Below are 20,458 nucleotides of genomic sequence, written 5' to 3'. Positions count from 1 at the left end.
CTTATTTGTTTTTGTTGCACATCGGGAAGCCAAGGGCCTCACGGGAAGCGTAGTAAGCTTCTGCCACCGCTTTCGTCAGGGTGCGGATGCGCAGAATATAGCGCTGACGCTCGGTGACGGAGATGGCTTTACGCGCATCCAGCAGGTTGAAGCTATGGGCGGCCTTCAGAATGCGCTCGTAGGCGGGCAGCGGCAGCGGATTTTCCAGCGCCAGCAGCTGCTGCGCTTCTTTCTCATACTGCTCAAAGCAGGAGAACAGGAAGTCCACGTCGGCGTATTCAAAGTTATAGGTTGATTGCTCGACTTCGTTCTGATGGAACACGTCACCGTAGGTCGTTTTACCCAGCGGGCCGTCGCTCCAGACCAGGTCGTAAACGCTGTCTACGCCCTGAATGTACATCGCCAGGCGCTCCAGACCGTAGGTGATCTCGCCGGTGACCGGCTTACATTCCATACCACCCACCTGCTGGAAGTAGGTGAACTGCGTCACTTCCATACCGTTCAGCCACACTTCCCAGCCCAGACCCCAGGCACCCAGCGTTGGGTTTTCCCAGTTGTCTTCCACGAAGCGGATATCATGAATAGTCGGATCCATACCCAGCTCTTTCAGAGACCCGAGGTACAGCTCCTGGATGTTGTCCGGCGATGGCTTAATGACCACCTGGAACTGATAGTAGTGCTGCAGGCGGTTCGGGTTTTCACCATAGCGGCCGTCGGTCGGACGACGCGAAGGCTGCACGTAGGCAGTCGCCATCGGCTCTGGCCCCAGCGCGCGCAGGCAGGTCATTGGGTGGGAGGTGCCGGCGCCAACTTCCATGTCCAGTGGTTGAACAATGGTGCAGCCCTGACGAGCCCAGTAATCCTGTAAGGTCAGGATCAGGCCCTGGAAGGTCCTGGTATCAAACTTTTGCATATTATTTCGTGCTGGATACGTGTGGATTTAAAGGAAGGGATCAGTATACCCGCTGGCTGCGAGATATACAGTACGAAACGGCGTTGTTTAAGCAAAATTGGGGAAATTAACGCCATCATGCGGCAGCTGCGGGGCATTTAGCGCATAGAAAGATGTAAAAACTGCCCGTCTGGATCGAAAGAACAGATAAAGCGCTCATTCTGCTCGGTATGGCCCGACAGCTCATAGCTTCCCTGGAACTGTTCAAAATGGCTGACGTCAACCAGCCTGGTCCCGGTGCTGTAGCGTCTTGCCGCCTGATCCTTACACAGCTGTTCCATATTCAGGGTAATTTGCGGCGTAATCCGCGCTCTTTGCGCTTTTTGTGGCGGCTGGGACGGCGTCTGGCTGCAGCCGGCGAGCACAAGCAGCAGCAGTCCAGAAAAGAAACATTTCATCACCATTTTCCTCGACCGCCTTGTTAGCAAATTGTTATCGTTCAGATTACGTGAAATCACCCGGACATTGTGCGAATCTCTCCACATCTCTACAAGCATGCGGCGGCAAACTCAGAATATTCCATTGCGACACCGCGGTATCAGGGAAGTCAGACCCTGTTTAAGAAGGAACCACTGAGGTACTGATGCAGGAAAAAATAAACTGGATTACGAGTTTGCGCGGTATCGCATGCATGATGGTGGTGATGATCCACAGCACCACCTGGTACATCACCCATCCCCACGCCATCAGCCTGGTGGAATGGGATATGGCCAACCTGCTCAACTCCGCCTCTCGCGTCAGCGTCCCGCTCTTCTTCATGATGTCTGGGTACCTGTTTTTCGGCGAACGCAGCGCCCAGCCGCGGCACTTTCTGCGCATCGTGCTGTGCGTGCTGTTTTACAGCGCCGTGTCGCTGCTCTACATCGCCCTGTTTACCCATATCAACGTCGAGCTCTCGCTAAGAAACCTGCTGCAAAAGCCGGTGTTCTATCACCTGTGGTTTTTCTTCGCGATTATCGTCATCTATCTGCTCTCGCCGCTTATTCAGGTTAAGCAGGCCAGCGGTAAAATGCTGCTGGCGCTGATGCTGGTCATCGGCATCCTCGCCAACCCCAATATGGTCAGCGTAAAAGCGGGCGGTATCGAATGGCTGCCGCTCAATCTCTATATCAGCGGCGATGCCTTTTACTACGTGCTGTACGGCGTGCTTGGCCGGGCGATTGGCATGATGGAGACGGATAAAAAATGGCTGACTCTGCTGTGTGCCGCGCTGTTCGCCAGCGCCGTCTGGGTGATATCGCGCGGAACGCTGCATGAGCTCAAGTGGCGCGGCGACTTCGGCGATACCTGGTATTTATACTGCGGGCCGGCAGTGTTTGTGTGCGCGGTAGCCCTGCTGACGCTGGCGAAAAATACCCTTAACGCGCGTCAAATCCCCGTTCTGGCGCTCATCGCTCGCCACTCTCTGGGGATCTACGGTTTTCATGCGCTGATTATCCACGCGCTGCGGGCCAGCGGCCTGGAGCTCACCCGCTGGCCGCTGCTGGATATTCTGTGGATCTTTAGCGCCGCCCTGCTGGGCAGCCTGCTGCTGTCGGCGCTGGTGCAGCGCATCGACACGCGTCGGCTGGTGAGCTAGCGCCACGGTCAAACCCGCTCCCGCGCGGGAGCGGATCGCCGCTACGACATCAGCGGGAGAAGCTGCTGATAAATCTGGCGGAAGGTTTCGCGACGCGGAGCATAGAGCGCGACGCGTTCGCTATTCGGACGGTGAGCCTGCTCAAGCGGCAGCTGGGGCAGCAGATCCGCCCAGGACTCCCCTTGATGCAGCGCCAGCTGCGCGAGTCTCGCGGCGCCCAGCGCCGGTCCAACGTCGCCGCCGGTACGGTAATCCAGCTGCTGTCCGCTGATGTCAGCCAGCATCTGCCGCCACCAGGGGCTGCGCGCGCCTCCACCAATCAGGGTGATGCTCTCGGGCCTGATGCCGCAGGCGTGGACCGCATCCATACCGTCCGCCAGCGCATATCCCACCCCTTCCAGCACCGCACGCGCCAGCTCCGCCGGGCCATGCTGATGCGTCAGGCCGAAAAAGACGCCCTTCGCCTGCGGGTTGTTATGCGGCGTACGCTCGCCGGAAAGATAGGGTAGAAACCACACCGGGCCCGCGCGCTCATCGGCGGACTCGGCCGCGCCGATCAGCGCCGGAACCGTACCCAGGCCGGTCAGCTTAGCCGCCCAGTCGAGGCAGGATGCCGCGCTGAGCATGACCGACATCAAATGCCAGCGCCCGGGAAGCGCGTGGCAGAAGCTGTGCACCGCGCTTTCGGGTTTGCTGAGAAACCCCTCGCTGACGGCAAAGTAAACGCCGGAGGTCCCCAGCGATAGCATCGCCTGTCCCGCGTCCGCCATGCCCACGCCAACGGCACCGGCGGCGTTATCCCCGCCGCCGGCCACCACCAGCGCCTGCGGCATATTCCACGCCGCGGCGATAGCCGGGCGCAGCGATCCCGTCACCTCGCTGCCTTCAAATAGCGCGGGCATGTTATCGCGGCTCAGGCCGCAGGCGGCGAGCATCTCGTCGCTCCAGTTGCGCTTTGCCACGTCCATCCACATCGTCCCGGCAGCGTCAGACATATCGCTGGCGAACTCGCCGGTCATACGCAGGCGTAAATAGTCTTTCGGCAGCAGGACCTTATCAACCTGGCTGAAGACGTCCGGCTCGTGTCGCTTAACCCACAGCAGCTTCGGCGCCGTAAAGCCGGGCATCATCAGGTTGCCGGTGATCTGCCGCGACCGCCCGACCCGCTCTTCCAGCAGGGCGCACTCTTCGCCGCAGCGCCCGTCGTTCCATAAAATGGCCGGACGCAGCACCCGCTGCTGCTTGTCCAGCAGCGTGGCGCCATGCATCTGCCCGGCGATACCGATAGCCTTCACGTCGCGCAGGGAGTGCTGCTCTCCCAACGCTTTGATCGCGCTATCCGTTGCCAGCCACCAGTGCTCGGGATCTTGTTCGGACCATAAGGGGTGCGGGCGCGATACGCTGAGCTTTTCCGTGTGCGAAGCCAGTACCTCACCCTGCTCATTGAGCAAAATGGCCTTCACGCCCGAGGTACCTAAATCAATCCCGATGTACATACCGACTCTCCTGAACAGCGCGCCACGGCTGAGCGTGGCGCGAAAAGCGTGCTAAATAGCCTATGCCCGGACGCGCCGGGCATTGTCATCACTTATCAAAAAGATAGTGATTCACCAGATTTTCCAGCTGCTCCTGGTGTCCACTCTGGTGCTGCGGTGCCAGATTATTCTGCGCGGCATGCTGAGCAATTTCCGTCAGCGTCATCTGCCCCTTGAGGATTTGCTGGCCCAGATCGCCGTTCCAGCCGGCATAGCGTTTTGCTACGCGCTTATCCAGCTCGCCATCTTCAATCATGCGCGCTGCAACCTTCAGCGACAGGGCCATCGTATCCATCGCCCCAATATGACCATAGAACAGATCGTACTTATCGGTGCTTTGACGACGTACTTTGGCATCGAAATTCATCCCGCCGGTCGTGAAACCGCCGGCCTTGAGAATTTCATACATCACCAGGGCATTTTCTTCCACGCTATTCGGGAACTGATCGGTATCCCAGCCCAGCTGCGGGTCGCCGCGGTTGGCATCGACGGAGCCAAACAGGCCCAGCGCGATGGCGGTGGCAATCTCGTGGTGGAAGCTGTGGCCTGCCAGCGTCGCGTGGTTCGCTTCGATATTCAGCTTAATCTCTTTTTCCAGGCCGAACTGCTTGAGGAAGCCATAGACGGTGGAGGCGTCGTAGTCGTACTGATGCTTGGTCGGCTCCTGCGGCTTCGGCTCAATCAGCAGCGTCCCCTGGAAGCCAATTTTATGCTTGTGCTCAACCACCAGCTGCATAAACCGGCCAATCTGCTCACGCTCCTGGCGCAGGTCGGTATTGAGCAGCGTTTCATACCCTTCGCGGCCGCCCCACAGGACGTAGTTTTCCCCGCCCAGCTTGTGGGTGGCATCCATGGCGGTCACGACCTGCGTCGCCGCCCAGCTGAACACTTCCGGATCCGGGTTAGTTGCCGCACCTGCGCCGTAGCGCGGGTTAGTAAAGCAGTTCGCGGTGCCCCACAGCAGCTTCACGCCGCTGTGCTCCTGTTTTGCCGCCAGCACATCGACCATCTGTGCGAAATTGTTGAGATACTCCTTCAGCGACGCGCCTTCCGGGGAGACGTCAACGTCGTGGAAGCAGTAGTACGGGACGTTCAGCTTGTGGAAAAACTCAAAGGCGACATCGGCTTTACGTTTTGCCATTTCCAGGGCGTCGCCCGGCTGCTGCCACGGACGGTTGAAGGAACCGACGCCAAACATATCGGCCCCGTTCCAGCAGAACGTATGCCAGTAGCAGGCCGCAAACCGCAGGTGTTCTTCCATGCGTTTACCCAGCACCAGCTCATCCGGATTGTAGTGACGGAAAGCCAGCGGGTTAGTGGATTTAGTGCCTTCATAACGAACGCGATCGAGTTGATCGAAATAGGTCTGCATAATGAACTCCATATTCAGGGATGCGGCGGGTAATAATTCATAAGCCAATATAGAATTGCTGTTTTACTTTCCTCAATTACGTTATTTCACACCGCCGTTAAGAGAATCCGCAAACGTGCGCCAGATCGCAAAAATAACCGGCTTATTCGCTATTTATGGCCTATCCCAATGAAAGATCGGCACAATCCCTGAGGCCTTAAAGATTAAAATAAGATCGCGGTCATAAATCAGCAAATAAACTAAATTTCATAACGCCAAAATAAGCACAGGTAATTGCCAGCACCCATTTCCCCGTTAAGAATCTTCAGCGTATCAGGCCGTCTGCTTTTACCGCTCGTTTTATCCTGCACTTTACAAAAAGGTATTATTATTATGAAGATAAAGAACCTTTGCCTCACGCTCTGCGCTTCACTCATTCTGACCAGCATGGCGGGTATTGCTAAAGAAGTTAAAATTGGTATGGCCATTGACGATCTTCGACTGGAGCGCTGGCAGAAAGATCGCGATATTTTTGTCAACAAGGCTGAATCATTAGGCGCGAAAGTATTTGTACAGTCTGCCAACGGCAACGAAGAAACGCAAATGTCGCAAATTGAAAATATGATAAATCGCGGCGTTGATGTTCTTGTCATTATTCCTTACAACGGTCAGGTTTTAAGTAACGTTATTAAAGAAGCGAAGCAGGAGGGAATCAAAGTTCTCGCCTATGACCGTATGATTAATAACGCAGATATTGATTTCTATATTTCATTCGATAACGAAAAAGTCGGCGAAATGCAGGCCAAAAGCCTGGTCGATAAAGTCCCCCAGGGAAACTATTTCCTGATGGGCGGCTCGCCTGTAGATAATAACGCCAAGCTCTTCCGCGCCGGGCAAATGAAGGTGCTCAAGCCCTATATCGATCAGGGCAAAATCAAAATTGTCGGCGATCAGTGGGTCGACGGCTGGCTGCCGGAAAACGCGTTAAAAATAATGGAGAACGCGCTGACCGCCAACAATAACAAAATTGATGCGGTCGTGGCCTCAAACGATGCCACCGCCGGCGGGGCAATCCAGGCGTTAAGCGCCCAGGGGCTGGCGGGGAAAGTGGCGATCTCGGGTCAGGACGCCGACCTCGCCGGAGTGAAGCGCATTATCTCTGGTACCCAGACGATGACGGTTTATAAGCCCATCGTGACGCTTGCCACCACCGCGGCAGAAATTGCCGTTGAGCTCGGTAACGATAAGGTGCCGCACGCTGACACTACCTTAAACAACGGCCTGAAAGACGTCCCGTCGCGTCTGCTGACGCCAATTGAAGTGAATAAAGACAATATTGAACAAACGGTGATTAAAGACGGTTTCCACAAAAAGAGCGAACTGTAACCCCCGACGCCCCTTAACCGGGGCGTTATTCTCGTCCAGCCGGATATCGCTTATGCGGAGCATCTATGTCCTGGTTACTTGAAATGAAGAACATTACCAAATCTTTCGGCGCGGTGAAGGCCGTTGATAATGTCAGTCTGCGGCTTAACGCCGGGGAAGTTGTCTCATTGTGTGGCGAAAATGGTTCCGGAAAATCCACCCTGATGAAGGTGCTGTGCGGCATTTATCCGCACGGCAGCTATGAGGGCGAGATTATTTTCTCTGGCGAAACCCTGCAGGCCGCCCATATTCGCGATACCGAGCGTAAGGGCATTGCCATCATTCACCAGGAGCTCGCGCTGGTAAAACATCTCACGGTGCTGGAGAATATTTTCCTCGGCGCTGAAATTTCCCGTCACGGCCTGCTGGATTATGAAACCATGACCCTACGCTGCCAGAAGCTGCTGGCTCAGGTCAATTTGGCGATATCACCCGATACGCGCGTCGGGGATTTAGGTCTTGGCCAGCAGCAACTGGTTGAAATTGCCAAAGCGCTCAACAAGCAGGTGCGCTTATTGATTCTCGATGAGCCCACCGCTTCATTAACCGAACAGGAAACGGCAATCCTGCTGAACATTATTCGCGATCTGCAAAATCACGGCATCGCCTGTATTTATATCTCCCACAAGCTCAACGAAGTCAAAGCGATCTCCGACACCATCTGCGTGATTCGCGACGGCCAGCATATTGGTACCCGCGACGCCAGCGGCATGAACGAAGATGATGTTATTACCATGATGGTCGGCCGCGAGCTGACCGCCCTTTACCCCAGCGAGCCGCATACCCGCGGCGACGAGATTTTGCGCGTTGAGAATTTAACCGCCTGGCATCCGGTCAATCGCCATATTAAACGAGTAAACGATATCTCCTTTTCGCTGCATCGCGGTGAAATCCTCGGCATTGCCGGGCTGGTCGGCGCCGGGCGTACCGAGGCCGTCCAGTGCCTGTTTGGCGTCTGGCCGGGCCGCTGGGAGGGAAAAATCTATATCGACGGCCAGCCGGTGGCGATTCATCACTGCCAGCAGGCGATTGCTCAGGGTATCGCTATGGTGCCGGAGGATCGTAAAAAAGACGGCATCGTGCCGGTGATGGCGGTCGGCAAGAACATCACCCTGGCCGCGCTGGACCAGTTTAGCGGCCCGCTAAGCAGCCTCGATGACGCCGGGGAGCAGCTGTGCATTCAGCAGTCTATCCAGCGCCTAAAAATCAAAACCTCATCGCCGGATCTGGCCATCGGCCGGCTCAGCGGCGGCAATCAGCAGAAGGCGATCCTCGCCCGCTGCCTGCTGCTGAACCCGCGTATTTTAATTCTTGATGAGCCAACTCGCGGCATTGATATCGGCGCGAAATACGAAATCTACAAGCTGATTAATCAGCTGGTGCAGCAGGGGATCGCCGTTATCGTTATCTCGTCGGAGCTTCCGGAGGTGCTCGGGCTCAGCGATCGGGTGCTGGTCATGCACGAAGGCAAACTGAAAGCCAACTTAATCAACCAGGGTCTGACCCAGGAAAAGGTAATGGAAGCCGCACTGAGGAGCGAACACCATGTCGAAAAACACGCCGTCTGAGATAAAACTGGCCCCATCAGCCTCCGCCGCCCTGCCCGGATTAAAGAGCCTGAACCTTCAGGTTTTCGTCATGATCGCCGCCATCGTGGTCATCATGCTGTTCTTTACCTGGGTTACCGACGGCGCCTACCTGAGCGCGCGCAATATTTCTAACCTGCTGCGGCAGACGGCCATTACCGGGATCCTCGCGGTGGGAATGGTCTTCGTGATTATTTCCGCCGAGATTGACCTCTCCGTCGGCTCAATGATGGGGCTTCTCGGCGGCGCGGCGGCCATCTTCGACGTCTGGCTCGGCTGGCCGCTGCCGCTCACTATTGTGGTGACGCTGGCGATGGGGCTGCTGCTGGGTGCCTGGAACGGGTGGTGGGTCGCCTATCGCAAGGTGCCCTCGTTTATCGTCACTCTTGCCGGCATGCTGGCATTCCGCGGGATTCTGATCGGCATCACCAACGGCACCACGGTCTCCCCGACCAGCCCGGCGATGTCGCAAATCGGCCAGAGCTACCTGCCGGACGGCATTGGCTTCGGTATCGGCGTTGTCGGCATGGCCGCCTTTATTATCTGGCAGTGGCGCGGCCGCCTGCGTCGCCAGGCGCTGGGGTTAACCACCTCCGCCTCCACCGCTGCCGTCGGCCGCCAGACCCTTACCGCCGTTTTTGTCCTCGGCGCAATCTGGCTGCTGAACGACTATCGCGGCGTCCCTACGCCGGTGCTGATCCTCGCCGCGCTGCTGCTGGCCGGTATGTTTTTGGCCACCCGCACCGCCTTTGGTCGGCGGATTTACGCCATCGGCGGCAACATTGAGGCCGCCCGCCTGTCGGGCATCAGCGTAGAGCGGACCAAGCTGGCGGTATTCGCCATTAACGGTCTGATGGTGGCGATTGCCGGGCTGATCCTCAGCTCGCGTCTGGGGGCCGGCTCTCCGTCCGCGGGCAACATTGCCGAACTTGACGCCATCGCCGCCTGCGTTATCGGCGGCACCAGCCTTGCCGGCGGCGTAGGCAGCGTGGCCGGGGCGGTGATGGGAGCCTTTATCATGTCCGCGCTGGATAACGGCATGAGCATGATGGACGTCGCCACCTTCTGGCAATACATCGTTAAAGGCGCCATTTTGCTGCTGGCGGTGTGGATGGATTCCGCCACCAAGCGGCGCGCCTGAGGCGCTGGACAGCAGAATGCCCGAATTATTTGCGCTACCGCCAGATTTACGCATAAGTAGCTTGTAATAGTTCGGGCATTGGCCGGTATTGTATGGCCAGCAAGAGAGACCAGGGAACGAGATTATGTTTGAAAAGCGTCACCGTATTACGCTGTTATTCAACGCCAACAAGGCCTACGATCGGCAGGTTGTGGAAGGCGTTGGCGAATATTTACAGGCGTCGCAGCTGGAGTGGGACATTTTTATCGAAGAGGACTTCCGCGCCAGGATAGAGAACATCAGAGAGTGGCTGGGAGACGGGGTGATCGCCGATTATGACGATCCCGAAATTGAAAAGCTGCTGGCCGGCGTCGAGGTACCGATCGTCGGCGTGGGCGGCTCCTACTATCGCCCTGAGGACTACCCGCCGGTTCACTATATCGCTACCGACAACGCCGCCCTGGTTGAGAGCGCCTTCCTGCATCTGAAAGAGAAAGGGGTTCATCGTTTCGCCTTTTACGGGCTGCCGACCTCCAGCGGCAAGCGCTGGGCCGTCGAGCGCGAGCACGCATTTTGCCAGCTGGTGGCAAAAGAGAAGTATCGCGGCGTGGTTTATCAGGGGCTGGAGACGGCGCCGGAAAACTGGCAGCACGCGCAGAACCGCCTGGCGGACTGGCTGCAAACGCTGCCGCCGCAAACGGGGATTATCGCCGTTACCGACGCCCGCGCGCGCCACGTTTTGCAGGCCTGCGAGCTGCTGCATATTCCGGTACCGGAAAAGCTGTGCGTCATCGGCATCGATAACGAAGAGCTGACCCGCTACCTGTCGCGCGTGGCGCTATCGTCAGTGGCCCAGGGCACCCGCCAGATGGGCTATCAGGCGGCAAAGCTGCTGCACCGCCTGCTGGATAAAGAAGCGCTGCCGCTGCAGCGCAGGCTGGTTCCCCCCATGCGGGTCATTGAGCGACGCTCGACGGACTACCGCTCCCTCTCCGACCCTTCGGTTATCCAGGCCATGCACTACATCCGCAATCACGCCTGCAAGGGCATCAAGGTTGAGCAGGTGCTGGACGCCGTCGGGATCTCGCGATCGAACCTTGAGAAGCGCTTTAAAGAGGAGGTGGGCGAAACCATTCATACGGTCATTCACAGCGAGAAACTGGAGAAGGCGCGCAGCCTGCTGGTTTCGACGACGCTGTCGATTAATGAAATCTCGCAGATGTGCGGCTACCCGTCGCTGCAGTATTTCTATTCCGTGTTTAAGAAAGAGTACGACGTCACGCCGAAGGAGTACCGCGACCGGCACAGCGAAGTGATGATGTAGCGGGAAAAGAGCGAAAAAAATGCCCGGGCAAGCGCGCCGGGCATTTTTCATTATAGGGTTTGCATTACATATGTGCGGCAATCAGACGCTGGTTATCCTGATACATCGCGAAGAGATAGTTGTTATAGCTCGACCCTTTGGTCGAATAGCCCTTCAGCTTATGAATCATCGTGCTGGCGGTCACTTCCTGGTCCGTTTTACGCAGCTGCGCGCGGGAGGTGCGGAAGGATTTGTACGCCGGATGCGTGTTCAGGTTGGTCACGTAGGCCTGAACCGACTGCTCTACAGAATCAAACTGAGAATAGCCTTTCATCGCACCGCTGCAGTTGCCGCCGCCACACTTCATACCAAACAGATTGTTGTTTACGCGCGCCAGCTTAGACGTACCCCAGCCGCTTTCGGCCGCCGCCATGGTGGCAACCATGCTGTTAGGAATAATGTCGACGCGATCCATCAGCGTATTCCAGGGAATACGGCGCGTGTTGCCAGACCATTTCACCTTATAGCGAGAGGTTATATCTTTCAGACGCGTGCGCTCGCTCGGCGACCAGCGGGAATCATACTGCTTGGTAACAAGCCAGTTACGATCGGCGGTAATCACCTGATTCTGTTTGGTAATATAAGGCATCACTGTCCGGAGAAACGCTTTTTTCCTTGGTGTTCCGGAAGGGTATTTTCGCAAATCAGGAAGTGAACTGCTCTTTACACTATTGCGAGAATACTCTTGTTTACTGCTGACCTTAACACTACTGCTTTTCTTTACTATCGGGGCTTTATGACTCGTTGTTGCCGTGTGGGTTGTTGCCAACACACTACCTGAAAATATGCAGGTAAGTAACATGAGTATCGCAGCCCCATATCGTCGAATGGGAATCGATATCATTAGATCTCCTGGTCGGATATATGCATTCCAACACCTTGTTTTATGCGAAAAAACGTTAATTGAATCGCGAATAGTATCAAAAATACCCAGTGAGAGCACTAACAGAAATAGTCCAATTCCGAAAAGCTGTCACCTGAAATCGGTTTCCGTACGCTGAAAAGGTCGCGAAAATGCTAGCGCCGTCTCATTTTTTGGCTATTTTTTGAACTGAATCACTCACCCCTTTTCATCCTCCCCGTAAAAGCACGAGTGGGATGAGTTCATCCCGCGGTCGGACGGGCAAACTGAACAAAAAACCGCTTACAGGACTTCGGCATGAAACTCGCTGCTCTCGCGTCGCTACTGTTGCCTGGGATGGCCTTCGCCGCCTGGACCACCCCTGACTTTCCCACCTTTACCGAAGAAGGCACCGGCAGATTCATTAGCCAAAACGAGGTGGCGAAGGGTACACGTCCGCTGCAAATAAATTTTGACCAACAGTGCTGGCAGCCGGTCGGAACCATAAAACTCAACCAAATGCTCTCCATGGAGCCCTGCCGCGGCGCGCCCGCGCAGTGGCGAGTTTTCCGCGAAGGCCTGTACACCCTCGATGTCGATACCCGCTCCGGCACGCCAACGCTGATGATCTCCCTCAAAGAGACCGAAACGGCGTCAGCGGCGGCGCCCCAGCTGCGCCAGTGCCCGAAATGGCAGGGCCAGCCGCTGACGATTGCCGTCGGCCAGACCTTTGCAGAAGGCAGCAAGGTGCGTGATTTTTACAGCGGCAACATCGCGACGGTGAGCGGCGGGAAGGTTACCCTCCAGCCGGCCCCCAACAGCAACGGCCTGCTGCTGCTCGAACGGGCGGAAACCGACGCCACCGCGCCGTTTAGCTGGCATAACGCCACGGTCTATTTCGTGCTCACCGACCGCTTCGTTAACGGCAACCCCGCCAACGACAACAGCTACGGGCGGCACAAAGACGGCATGCAGGAGATCGGCACCTTTCACGGCGGCGACCTGCAGGGCCTGACCAGCCGGCTCGACTATCTCCAGCAGCTGGGCGTCAACGCGCTGTGGATAAGCTCCCCGCTGGAGCAGATTCACGGCTGGGTTGGCGGCGGAACCAAGGGGGACTTCCCGCACTACGCCTATCACGGCTACTACGCGCAGGACTGGACGAAGCTGGATGCCAACATGGGTACCGAAGCCGACCTCCGTCGCCTCGTCGATGAGGCCCATAAGCGCGGCATGCGCATCCTGTTTGATGTCGTGATGAACCACACCGGCTACGCGACGCTCGCCGATATGCAGGAGTTCAAATTTGGCTCCCTGTATCTGCAGGGCGATGAGCTGAAAAAGACGTTCGGCGAACGCTGGACCGACTGGAAGCCCGGCCCGGGCCAGAGCTGGCACAGCTTTAACGATTACATCAACTTTAGCGATAAGGCCGGCTGGGAAAAATGGTGGGGGAAACAGTGGATCCGTACCGATATCGGCGACTACGACAACCCCGGCTTTGACGATCTGACCATGTCCCTGGCCTTCCTGCCGGACCTGAAAACGGAATCGACAACCCCTTCCGGCCTGCCGAACTTCTATCATCAGAAAGCGGATACCGCTGCCAAAGAGATCCCCGGATTCACGCCGCGCGACTACCTGACCCACTGGCTCAGCCAGTGGGTGCGTGATTACGGTATTGACGGTTTCCGCGTCGATACCGCCAAGCACGTCGAGCAGGCCGCCTGGCAGCAGCTGAAAACCCAGGCGACCGCGGCGCTGGCGGAGTGGAAAAAGGCCAACCCCGATAAGGCGCTGGATAACGCGCCGTTCTGGATGACCGGCGAGGCCTGGGGCCACGGCGTCATGCAGAGCGACTACTATCGCCACGGTTTTGACGCGATGATTAACTTCGATTATCAGGATCAGGCGGCGAAGGCCGCCGATTGCCTGGCCAATATGGACCTGACCTGGCAGCAAATGGCGGACAAGCTGCAGCAGTTTAACGTCCTGAGCTACCTCTCATCGCACGATACGCGCCTGTTCCGCGAAGGCGGCAGCTCGGCGGCCGAACTGCTGCTGCTCGCCCCTGGCGCGGTACAAATCTTCTACGGCGATGAGTCCTCGCGGCCCTTTGGCCCGACCGGCTCAGACCCGCTGCAGGGCACGCGCTCGGATATGAACTGGCAGGACGTCGCGGGCAAAGCCGCGCTTAGCGTGACGCACTGGCAGAAGCTCGGCCAGTTCCGCGCCCGCCACCCGGCTATCGGTATGGGCAAGCAAACCACCCTCACCCTGCCGCAGGGCTACGGTTTTGTACGCGAAAACGGCGATGATAAAGTGATGGTCGTTTGGGCAGGCCAGCGCTAGCCCACGGATAAGCGGCACCTTCGGCTATCGAGGGTGCCGCAACAGAATAAATCGCTATAAAAAACAGACAACTCAGCACAATAACAAAACCCTCTCCGTTTCCGCAGATTTGCACCTCGCCAACGCTGGCGTTATGGTTACCCACTTTCCAGACATACCGACAGATTATTCGCGATGACATTTTCACTTTTCGGCGACAAATTCACCCGCCATTCGGGCATTACCCGTTTGATGGAAGACCTTAATGACGGCCTGCGTACGCCGGGTGCAATCATGCTGGGTGGCGGTAATCCCGCGCAAATCCCGGAAATGAATGACTACTTCAAGGACCTGCTTGCCGACATGCTGGCTAACGGTAAAGCCCTTGATGCGCTTTGTAATTACGACGGTCCGCAGGGCAAAAGCGAACTGCTAAGCCTGCTGGCGCAGATGCTGCGTGATGAACTCGGCTGGGAGATTGAACCACAGAATATTGCACTGACAAACGGCAGTCAGAGTGCATTTTTCTACTTATTTAACCTCTTTGCCGGACGCCGTGCTGATGGCACCACCCGTAAGGTGCTGTTCCCGCTGACGCCGGAATATATCGGCTACGCCGATTCGGGTCTCGAAGAGGATCTGTTCGTCGCCACCCGCCCGAATATCGAACTGCTGCCCGAAGGCCAGTTTAAATATCATGTGGATTTTGAGCATCTGCAGGTGACGGAAGAGACGGGGATGATTTGCGTCTCCCGCCCGACTAACCCTACCGGCAACGTGATTACCGACGAAGAGCTGATCAAGCTGGATGCGCTGGCCAATCAGCACGGCGTGCCGCTGGTCATTGATAACGCCTACGGCGTTCCCTTCCCGGGGATTATTTTCAGCGACGCCAGGCCGCTATGGAACCCCAATATCGTGCTGTGCATGAGCCTCTCCAAGCTCGGTCTGCCGGGCAGCCGCTGCGGGATTATCATCGCCAACGAGAAGATCGTTACCGCCATCAGTAATATGAACGGCATTATCAGCCTTGCTCCGGGCGGCATGGGCCCGGCGATGATGTGCGAAATGATTAAGCGCAACGATCTGCTGCGCCTGTCGGAGACGGTGATTAAGCCGTTCTATTACCAGCGGGTTCAGGAAACCATCGCCATTATTCGCCGCTATCTGCCGGCGGAGCGCTGCCTGATCCATAAGCCGGAAGGCGCCATTTTCCTCTGGCTGTGGTTTAAGGATCTGCCGATTTCCACCGAGCTGCTCTATCAGCGCCTGAAAAAGCGCGGCGTGCTGATGGTGCCGGGCGACTACTTCTTCCCGGGCCTTGATAAGCCCTGGCCGCACACCCACCAGTGCATGCGGATGAACTACGTGCCGGACCCGCAGAAAATTGAAGCCGGCGTGAAAATTCTCGCCGAAGAAGTTGAACGCGCGTGGGGCGAACAGGACGCGTAATCGCGCGCTGTCGTCCCGCTACATCGCCAGCGCCGTCAGCCGACGGCGCCCGGCGCTTAATCTCTCCAGCTCCTCCGCCGTCATACAGCGCAGCGCCTGGGTCGGACAGGCCGCCACGCAGGCCGGGCCGTCCTCGCTATGGCTGCACAAATCGCACTTCAGCGCCTGCACGCCATCGTCGGTCATCATGACGGTCATCGCGCCGTACGGACAGGCCACCATGCAGCTTTTGCAGCCAATACAGCGCCGCTGATCTACCCGCCACACCGCGTTTTCCCGCCGGATCGCGCCCTGCGGACAAACGTTGGCGCAGGGCGCATCTTCGCACTGGCGGCACAGCGTCGCCGTGGAGAGCTCACCGCTCTTTACCACCCGAATGCGTGGCGCAAACTGCGTTGCAGAAACGGTCGAACAGTTTCGGTCGTGCTGATGGGAGACCACGCAGGCCACTTCGCAGGTATGGCAGCCGATGCATCTGGCCGAATCCGCAGTGATAAAACGGTTCATTTTCCACCCCGCATAACGTTGATTACCGTCAGAGTGCCAGAAAATGAGCCGCCTTCGCTTTGATCCCGGCGGGGATTGTTGCCAGATCTGTCATCTGCCTAACGACATCCGGCTTTTTGCCTACACGCGCAAGGTAAATCCCAGCTCGTCGTACATCGCCGGTAGCTCCGTAATGGTGTTGCGCGTCAGCGGCGGCATATGCTGGCCGATATAGGCGCGGGTACGCAGCATCCCGGTCGTCGGTTCCAGCTTATAAATCAGAATGGCGTGATCGTCCTCGCGGCTGGAGAAGTTGATGGTTTCCCCGGTAGAGAGGTTTAGCGCTTCAAGATGCGGCGCAGCCACGTGGATAATATTCAGCGAGGTCAGGGCTTTTTGCCCGACGGCGATAAATTTGGTGGTTAAGCGGTAACTCCCGGCGGCGGGCGCGGCAAGCGCCTCCTCCGGGAATTAGCCGATGAGGCTCAAAGAAACAGCGCCTTATCGCGCAGAATATGATCGTTTCCGCGCCGACGGGTGAAGCCAATGCGGTCAAAATACTCGAGAATTTGGATCGCCAGCTTTCTGCCGACGTTCAGCTTATCGCGGAAATCAGCGGCGCAGGTCGATCCCCTTTCGAGATCCAGCTCGCGGATCAGCCCGGCGAATTCAACAATCCGATCGTTACGGTAATAACGATCCTTAACGATCGCGGTAATCATGCCCTGCTGTGCCGCCTGGCGCAGCACCGCACGCATTAAGGACTCTTCAACGCCGCTCTCTTTTGCCAGATCGCGCACCCACCAGGGCTCATCGGCAAACAGATCGACCACCCGGAGCCAGATGGCCTGCTGCTCATCGGTAAAGCCCGCCTTGTGCTCCGGCAGATGCAGCCAGCCGTGGTGGCTGTGGATAACCCCGCTTTCGCGCATCTGCTCAATCAGCAGCAGCACCAGCCCTTCGTCCTCCATCGGCAGGGCAATGCGCCGCAGGCGCTCGCGTCCCGTACCCGGCTCATCGCGATGCTGATCGTGATAGCGCGTCAGCGCGTCGATTAATTTGCTCTGCCAGCGCGCCGCCAGCGGGGCGCTGAGCAGGCTGCTGCCCGCCTGAAGATAGCCGGGCTGGCCCATCAGCGCAGCCAGACCGGTTTCGCTAAGCTGCCGGGCCCACGCAAACTCGCCGAGACGCACCGCATCACGCTGAAGATGCACCTCCAGCGCCAGGGCATCGTCGTCGACGCTCGCCAGCGTATGCAGCCACTGCAGGTATTCCGGCTTACGCTTGCCGCGGCGCGGCGGATTGAGCGTCACCACTCTGGCGCCTGCCAGGGTGCTGCGGGCGGAGATATCACGCAGCACCAGGCGATCGTTATCCGCCAGCCACAGCGGGCTATCGAGCACCAGCTCGGCCAGCTTCCCCTCCAGCAGCGATACGCGGCCGGTAATATGGCGGGCGGCATGATGGATATGTAACGACTGCCACTGGGTGAGCGGCGCGTGGCGCTGCAGTTCGACAATCACCCGCTCGGACGGTTCGGGAGGCTGAACCGACAGCAGCCAGTCGCCGCGGTTTAGCGCCTCTTTTTGCGCATCGCCAACGATATTGAGCGCAATGCGCTGGCCGGCCCACGCCTGCTCGACCGGCTGGTTCTGCGCATGCAGACCGCGCACGCGCACGGGCTTATCGACGCCGGTAAGCCACAGCGTGTCGCCGACCTTCACTTCGCCGCTGAGCGCCGTACCGGTGACCACCAGCCCCGCGCCCTTAACGGTAAAGGCGCGGTCGATCGCCAGGCGAAAGCGCTGATTCTGCGGATACCCGCGCTCAGAGAGCTGCAGCAGATGCTCACGCAGGGCGCTAATTCCGCGCCCGGACGGTACGGCGGTGACAAACAGCGCGGCGGGCGTAAAACCAAACTCCGCCAGCACCGCCTCTGCGTCGGCGCGCACCTCGTCCACGCGCTGCGCCTCCACGCGATCGGCCTTGGTTAGCGCAACGGTCAACGACGGTTTTCCCGTCAGCTGCAGGATCGCCAGATGCTCGCGGGTCTGCGCCATCACGCCATCGTCACAGGCCACCACCAGCAGCGCGTGATCAATACCGCCCACCCCCGCCAGCATATTGGACAAAAACTTTTCGTGGCCCGGCACGTCGATAAAGCCCAGCACCCGGCCATCGGGCTGCGGCCAGTAGGCGTAGCCCAGATCGATAGTCATCCCGCGGGATTTCTCTTCCGGCAGGCGATCGGCATTCACGCCGGTAATCGCCTGCAGCAGCGTGGTTTTACCGTGGTCAACGTGTCCGGCGGTAGCAATAATCATGGTAATAACATCTCCATAAACCTCGATTCATCTTCAAGGCAGCGCAAATCCAGCCACAGGCGGCCATCGCTAACTCGCCCAATCACCGGCACCGCCAGCGTCCGCCAGCGGGCTGCCAGCGCCTCCAGCCGGCTACCCCGGCCATCGCGCGGGGTGAAGGTCAGCGCCGCGCCGGGCAAGCGATCCACCGGCAGCGAGCCGCTGCCGATTTGTGACAGGCAGGGCTCTATCCGCACCTCAAAGTCAGCATAGTGCGCGGCAAGCCGCGGCTGCAGGCGCTCCGCCTGAGCGTGGATGGCTTCGGCGGTGCGGGTCAGCAGGCGCAGCGTGGGCAGGCGCTCGGCGAGGGTTTCCGGATGCAGGTAGAGGCGCAGGGTGGCCTCCAGCGCCGCAAGAGTCATTTTATCGGCGCGCAGCGCGCGCTTGAGCGGGTGCTGCTGCAGGCGGGCAATCATCGCCTTTTCACCGACGATAATCCCCGCCTGCGGGCCGCCCAGCAGCTTGTCGCCGGAGAAGCTCACCAGGCTGACCCCGGCGGCAATCATCTCCTGCGGCATTGGCTCCTTCGGCAGGCCGTACTCGCTCAGGTCCACCAGCGAACCGCTGCCCAGATCGACCACCAGCGGAATATCCAGCTCGCGTCCCACCGCCGCCAGCTCCGCCTCATCTACGGTTTTAGTAAAGCCTTCAATACTGTAGTTGCTGGTATGCACCTTCATCAGCAGGCCAGTATTCTCCCCCACGGCCTGGCGATAATCTTTCGCGTGGGTGCGGTTGGTGGTACCCACCTCGTGTAAAACGCAGCCCGCCTGACGCATCACGTCAGGGATGCGAAACGCGCCGCCAATCTCCACCAGCTCGCCGCGCGAGAGAACGACCTCTTTGCCGCCGGCCGTTGCTGCCAGCATCAGCAGCACCGCCGCCGCGTTGTTATTGACGATGCAGGCATCTTCCGCGCCGGTCAGGCGGCACAGCAGATCCGCCAGCGCGCGGTCGCGGTGGCCGCGTCCGCCGTCGTCGAGGCTATATTCAAGAGTAACCGGCGCCCGCATCGCCTGCGTAACCGCCTCCACCGCGGCCTCGGCCTGAATCGCGCGGCCTAAATTGGTGTGCAGTACCGTTCCCGTCAGGTTGAAAACCGGGCGCAGCGCGCTTTCCGTCGTTTGCGCCAGCCGCCGTTCGGCCTCCCGCGCCCAGTCGCCGCACCAGTCGGGCAGCGCCTGGCTCAGGCGAATATGCTGCCGCGCCTGCTCCAGCATCTGGCGCAGCAGGGCGACAACCTGGGCATGGCCATATTGAGCCAGCACGGATGAAAAGGCGGGATCGCGGAGCAGACGGTCGGTGGCCGGAAGTTGGGTGTAAAGCGCACGAGTATCGGTTGTCATGAATGAGCCTGGCGATAGGTTATTTTCCCCCCTCCCGACGGGAGAGGGAGTCAACAATTGAGCGACGATTGTAACGCCTGCACGCGCAAACTGTTACCTGCCTGGGTCAAGTCCTTGGCGGTTCCGTGCGGGCAAAGCTGGCGCGCTGAAAGAGCGCCTCAACCAGCGCAATCAGCCGAGGCCGCGTCGCGCACCAGCCCGGTGCCACGCGGCGGAAGTTAAGATAGGCGATAGCACAGGCCGCTGAGATCGACGCCAGGTTAATCTCATCGCCGCGCAGGGTGCCGTCGGCCGCGTACCCCTCCAGCGCATCCAGGCCGCGGGCCACCTTCTCGCGCTGGCGCAGCAGCTCCGTTTCCGACTGCTGCGCCGGCGGACGCGCCTTTTCTCGCACCAGCGCCTGCGCCGCCTCCATCACGCCGTCAGCCAGCGCCTCCAGCTGGCGTATTTTCAGCGCCGCCTTCGGATCGCTCGGCAGCATATCCGGCATCACGCCGAGCAGTTCCAGATATTGCGCGATAATCGGCGAGTCGAACCAGCACTCACCGTCATCGGTGACCAGCGCCGGGACCTTGCCTAACGGATTATATTTTGCGACGCCGCTGGCCTCGCTGTAGGGGAATTCATTGACGAACTCGAAGGGAATATCTTTTTCCAGCAGTATGACGGAAATTTTGCGCACAAAGGGACTGGTGTAGCTGCCGATCAGTTTCATTGCCTGCTCCTTT

Annotated in this window: 16 protein-coding genes and 1 pseudogene; 7 read left to right on the top strand and 10 right to left on the bottom strand. The window is 58.5% G+C overall.

Translation table 11 applies throughout. The features are described from left to right. Nucleotide 1 precedes the first annotated feature (1 nt). Nucleotides 2-913 carry a glycine--tRNA ligase subunit alpha gene (gene glyQ / locus HCK03_RS00855; protein WP_041143161.1) on the bottom strand — a complete coding sequence of 304 codons (912 nt, stop codon included), beginning with the start codon at nt 911-913 and terminating at the stop codon, nt 2-4. A 137-nt stretch (nt 914-1,050) separates the two neighbouring features. Next, a complete protein-coding gene (locus HCK03_RS00850; RefSeq protein WP_041143162.1) occupies nt 1,051-1,356 on the bottom strand; it encodes a YsaB family lipoprotein in 306 nt (101 codons plus the stop codon). A 179-nt stretch (nt 1,357-1,535) separates the two neighbouring features. Here HCK03_RS00850 and HCK03_RS00845 point away from each other — a divergent pair, with 179 nt between their 5' ends. Further along, on the top strand, nt 1,536-2,531 hold the full coding sequence (locus tag HCK03_RS00845) for an acyltransferase (RefSeq protein ID WP_115191688.1): 996 nt from the start codon (nt 1,536-1,538) through the stop codon (nt 2,529-2,531). A gap of 41 nt (nt 2,532-2,572) precedes the next feature. Here the strand turns inward: HCK03_RS00845 and xylB are convergent, their stop codons facing one another. Together xylB and xylA are read right to left on the bottom strand one after the other, a co-directional pair. Further along, nucleotides 2,573-4,027, bottom strand: a complete 1,455-nt coding sequence (gene xylB / locus HCK03_RS00840; protein WP_167691028.1) for a xylulokinase — start codon at nt 4,025-4,027, stop codon at nt 2,573-2,575. Between the two features lie 88 nt (nt 4,028-4,115). Further along, the gene (gene xylA / locus HCK03_RS00835) at nt 4,116-5,438 is read right to left on the bottom strand and encodes a xylose isomerase (protein ID WP_076946254.1); all 1,323 of its coding nucleotides are present in this window, start codon (nt 5,436-5,438) and stop codon (nt 4,116-4,118) included. Between the two features lie 372 nt (nt 5,439-5,810). On the opposite strand from xylA, the gene xylF reads away from it, so the two are divergent. The 4 genes from xylF (at nt 5,811) to xylR (ending at nt 10,872) form a co-directional block, all read left to right on the top strand. Continuing rightward, complete coding sequence (xylF, locus tag HCK03_RS00830; RefSeq protein WP_123552516.1) at nt 5,811-6,803, top strand: D-xylose ABC transporter substrate-binding protein; 993 nt, start codon at nt 5,811-5,813, stop codon at nt 6,801-6,803. A gap of 65 nt (nt 6,804-6,868) precedes the next feature. Then, on the top strand, nt 6,869-8,410 hold the full coding sequence (locus tag HCK03_RS00825) for a xylose ABC transporter ATP-binding protein (RefSeq protein WP_041143167.1): 1,542 nt from the start codon (nt 6,869-6,871) through the stop codon (nt 8,408-8,410). Continuing rightward, nucleotides 8,388-9,569 (top strand): xylose ABC transporter permease XylH, encoded by a 1,182-nt coding sequence (gene xylH, locus HCK03_RS00820; protein WP_041143168.1) that lies wholly within the window; start codon nt 8,388-8,390, stop codon nt 9,567-9,569. Before HCK03_RS00825 ends, xylH begins: the two co-directional genes overlap by 23 nt. A gap of 124 nt (nt 9,570-9,693) precedes the next feature. After that, nucleotides 9,694-10,872 (top strand): D-xylose utilization transcriptional activator XylR, encoded by a 1,179-nt coding sequence (xylR, locus tag HCK03_RS00815; RefSeq protein ID WP_041143169.1) that lies wholly within the window; start codon nt 9,694-9,696, stop codon nt 10,870-10,872. A gap of 64 nt (nt 10,873-10,936) precedes the next feature. Here the strand turns inward: xylR and HCK03_RS00810 are convergent, their stop codons facing one another. Further along, nucleotides 10,937-11,755: a protein bax gene (locus HCK03_RS00810; protein ID WP_071844863.1), complete on the bottom strand. Its 819-nt coding sequence runs from the start codon at nt 11,753-11,755 to the stop codon at nt 10,937-10,939. Nucleotides 11,756-12,070: 315 nt separating this feature from the next. Between HCK03_RS00810 and HCK03_RS00805 the strand changes: the two genes are divergently transcribed. Both HCK03_RS00805 and avtA read left to right on the top strand, forming a co-directional pair. Continuing rightward, nucleotides 12,071-14,104, top strand: a complete 2,034-nt coding sequence (locus tag HCK03_RS00805) for an alpha-amylase (RefSeq protein ID WP_141335146.1) — start codon at nt 12,071-12,073, stop codon at nt 14,102-14,104. Between the two features lie 174 nt (nt 14,105-14,278). After that, nucleotides 14,279-15,535 carry a valine--pyruvate transaminase gene (gene avtA / locus HCK03_RS00800; protein ID WP_041143172.1) on the top strand — a complete coding sequence of 419 codons (1,257 nt, stop codon included), beginning with the start codon at nt 14,279-14,281 and terminating at the stop codon, nt 15,533-15,535. 18 nt (nt 15,536-15,553) lie between these two features. On the opposite strand, the gene HCK03_RS00795 is transcribed toward avtA, so the two are convergent. The 5 genes and pseudogenes from HCK03_RS00795 to HCK03_RS00775 all read right to left on the bottom strand — a co-directional run bounded on the left by HCK03_RS00795 (nt 15,554) and on the right by HCK03_RS00775 (nt 20,445). Beyond that, nucleotides 15,554-16,042, bottom strand: a complete 489-nt coding sequence (locus tag HCK03_RS00795) for a 4Fe-4S binding protein (protein WP_167691027.1) — start codon at nt 16,040-16,042, stop codon at nt 15,554-15,556. 141 nt (nt 16,043-16,183) lie between these two features. Beyond that, nucleotides 16,184-16,471: pseudogene (locus tag HCK03_RS00790) on the bottom strand (IclR family transcriptional regulator domain-containing protein); the annotation flags it as partial. 35 nt (nt 16,472-16,506) lie between these two features. Then, entirely contained in the window at nt 16,507-18,345 is a 1,839-nt protein-coding gene (gene selB, locus HCK03_RS00785; RefSeq protein ID WP_167691026.1) for a selenocysteine-specific translation elongation factor, read from the bottom strand. Next, nucleotides 18,342-19,730, bottom strand: a complete 1,389-nt coding sequence (gene selA, locus HCK03_RS00780; protein WP_134528113.1) for an L-seryl-tRNA(Sec) selenium transferase — start codon at nt 19,728-19,730, stop codon at nt 18,342-18,344. Before selA ends, selB begins: the two co-directional genes overlap by 4 nt. A gap of 106 nt (nt 19,731-19,836) precedes the next feature. Further along, nucleotides 19,837-20,445 carry a glutathione S-transferase gene (locus tag HCK03_RS00775; protein ID WP_115191683.1) on the bottom strand — a complete coding sequence of 203 codons (609 nt, stop codon included), beginning with the start codon at nt 20,443-20,445 and terminating at the stop codon, nt 19,837-19,839. Between the last annotated feature and the right edge of the window lie 13 nt (nt 20,446-20,458).

The organism is Klebsiella terrigena, from assembly GCF_012029655.1.
Classification (GTDB): domain Bacteria; phylum Pseudomonadota; class Gammaproteobacteria; order Enterobacterales; family Enterobacteriaceae; genus Klebsiella; species Klebsiella terrigena.
Note: the sequence above shows the minus strand (reverse complement) of the source record. Positions and strands in the feature narration are given on the sequence as shown.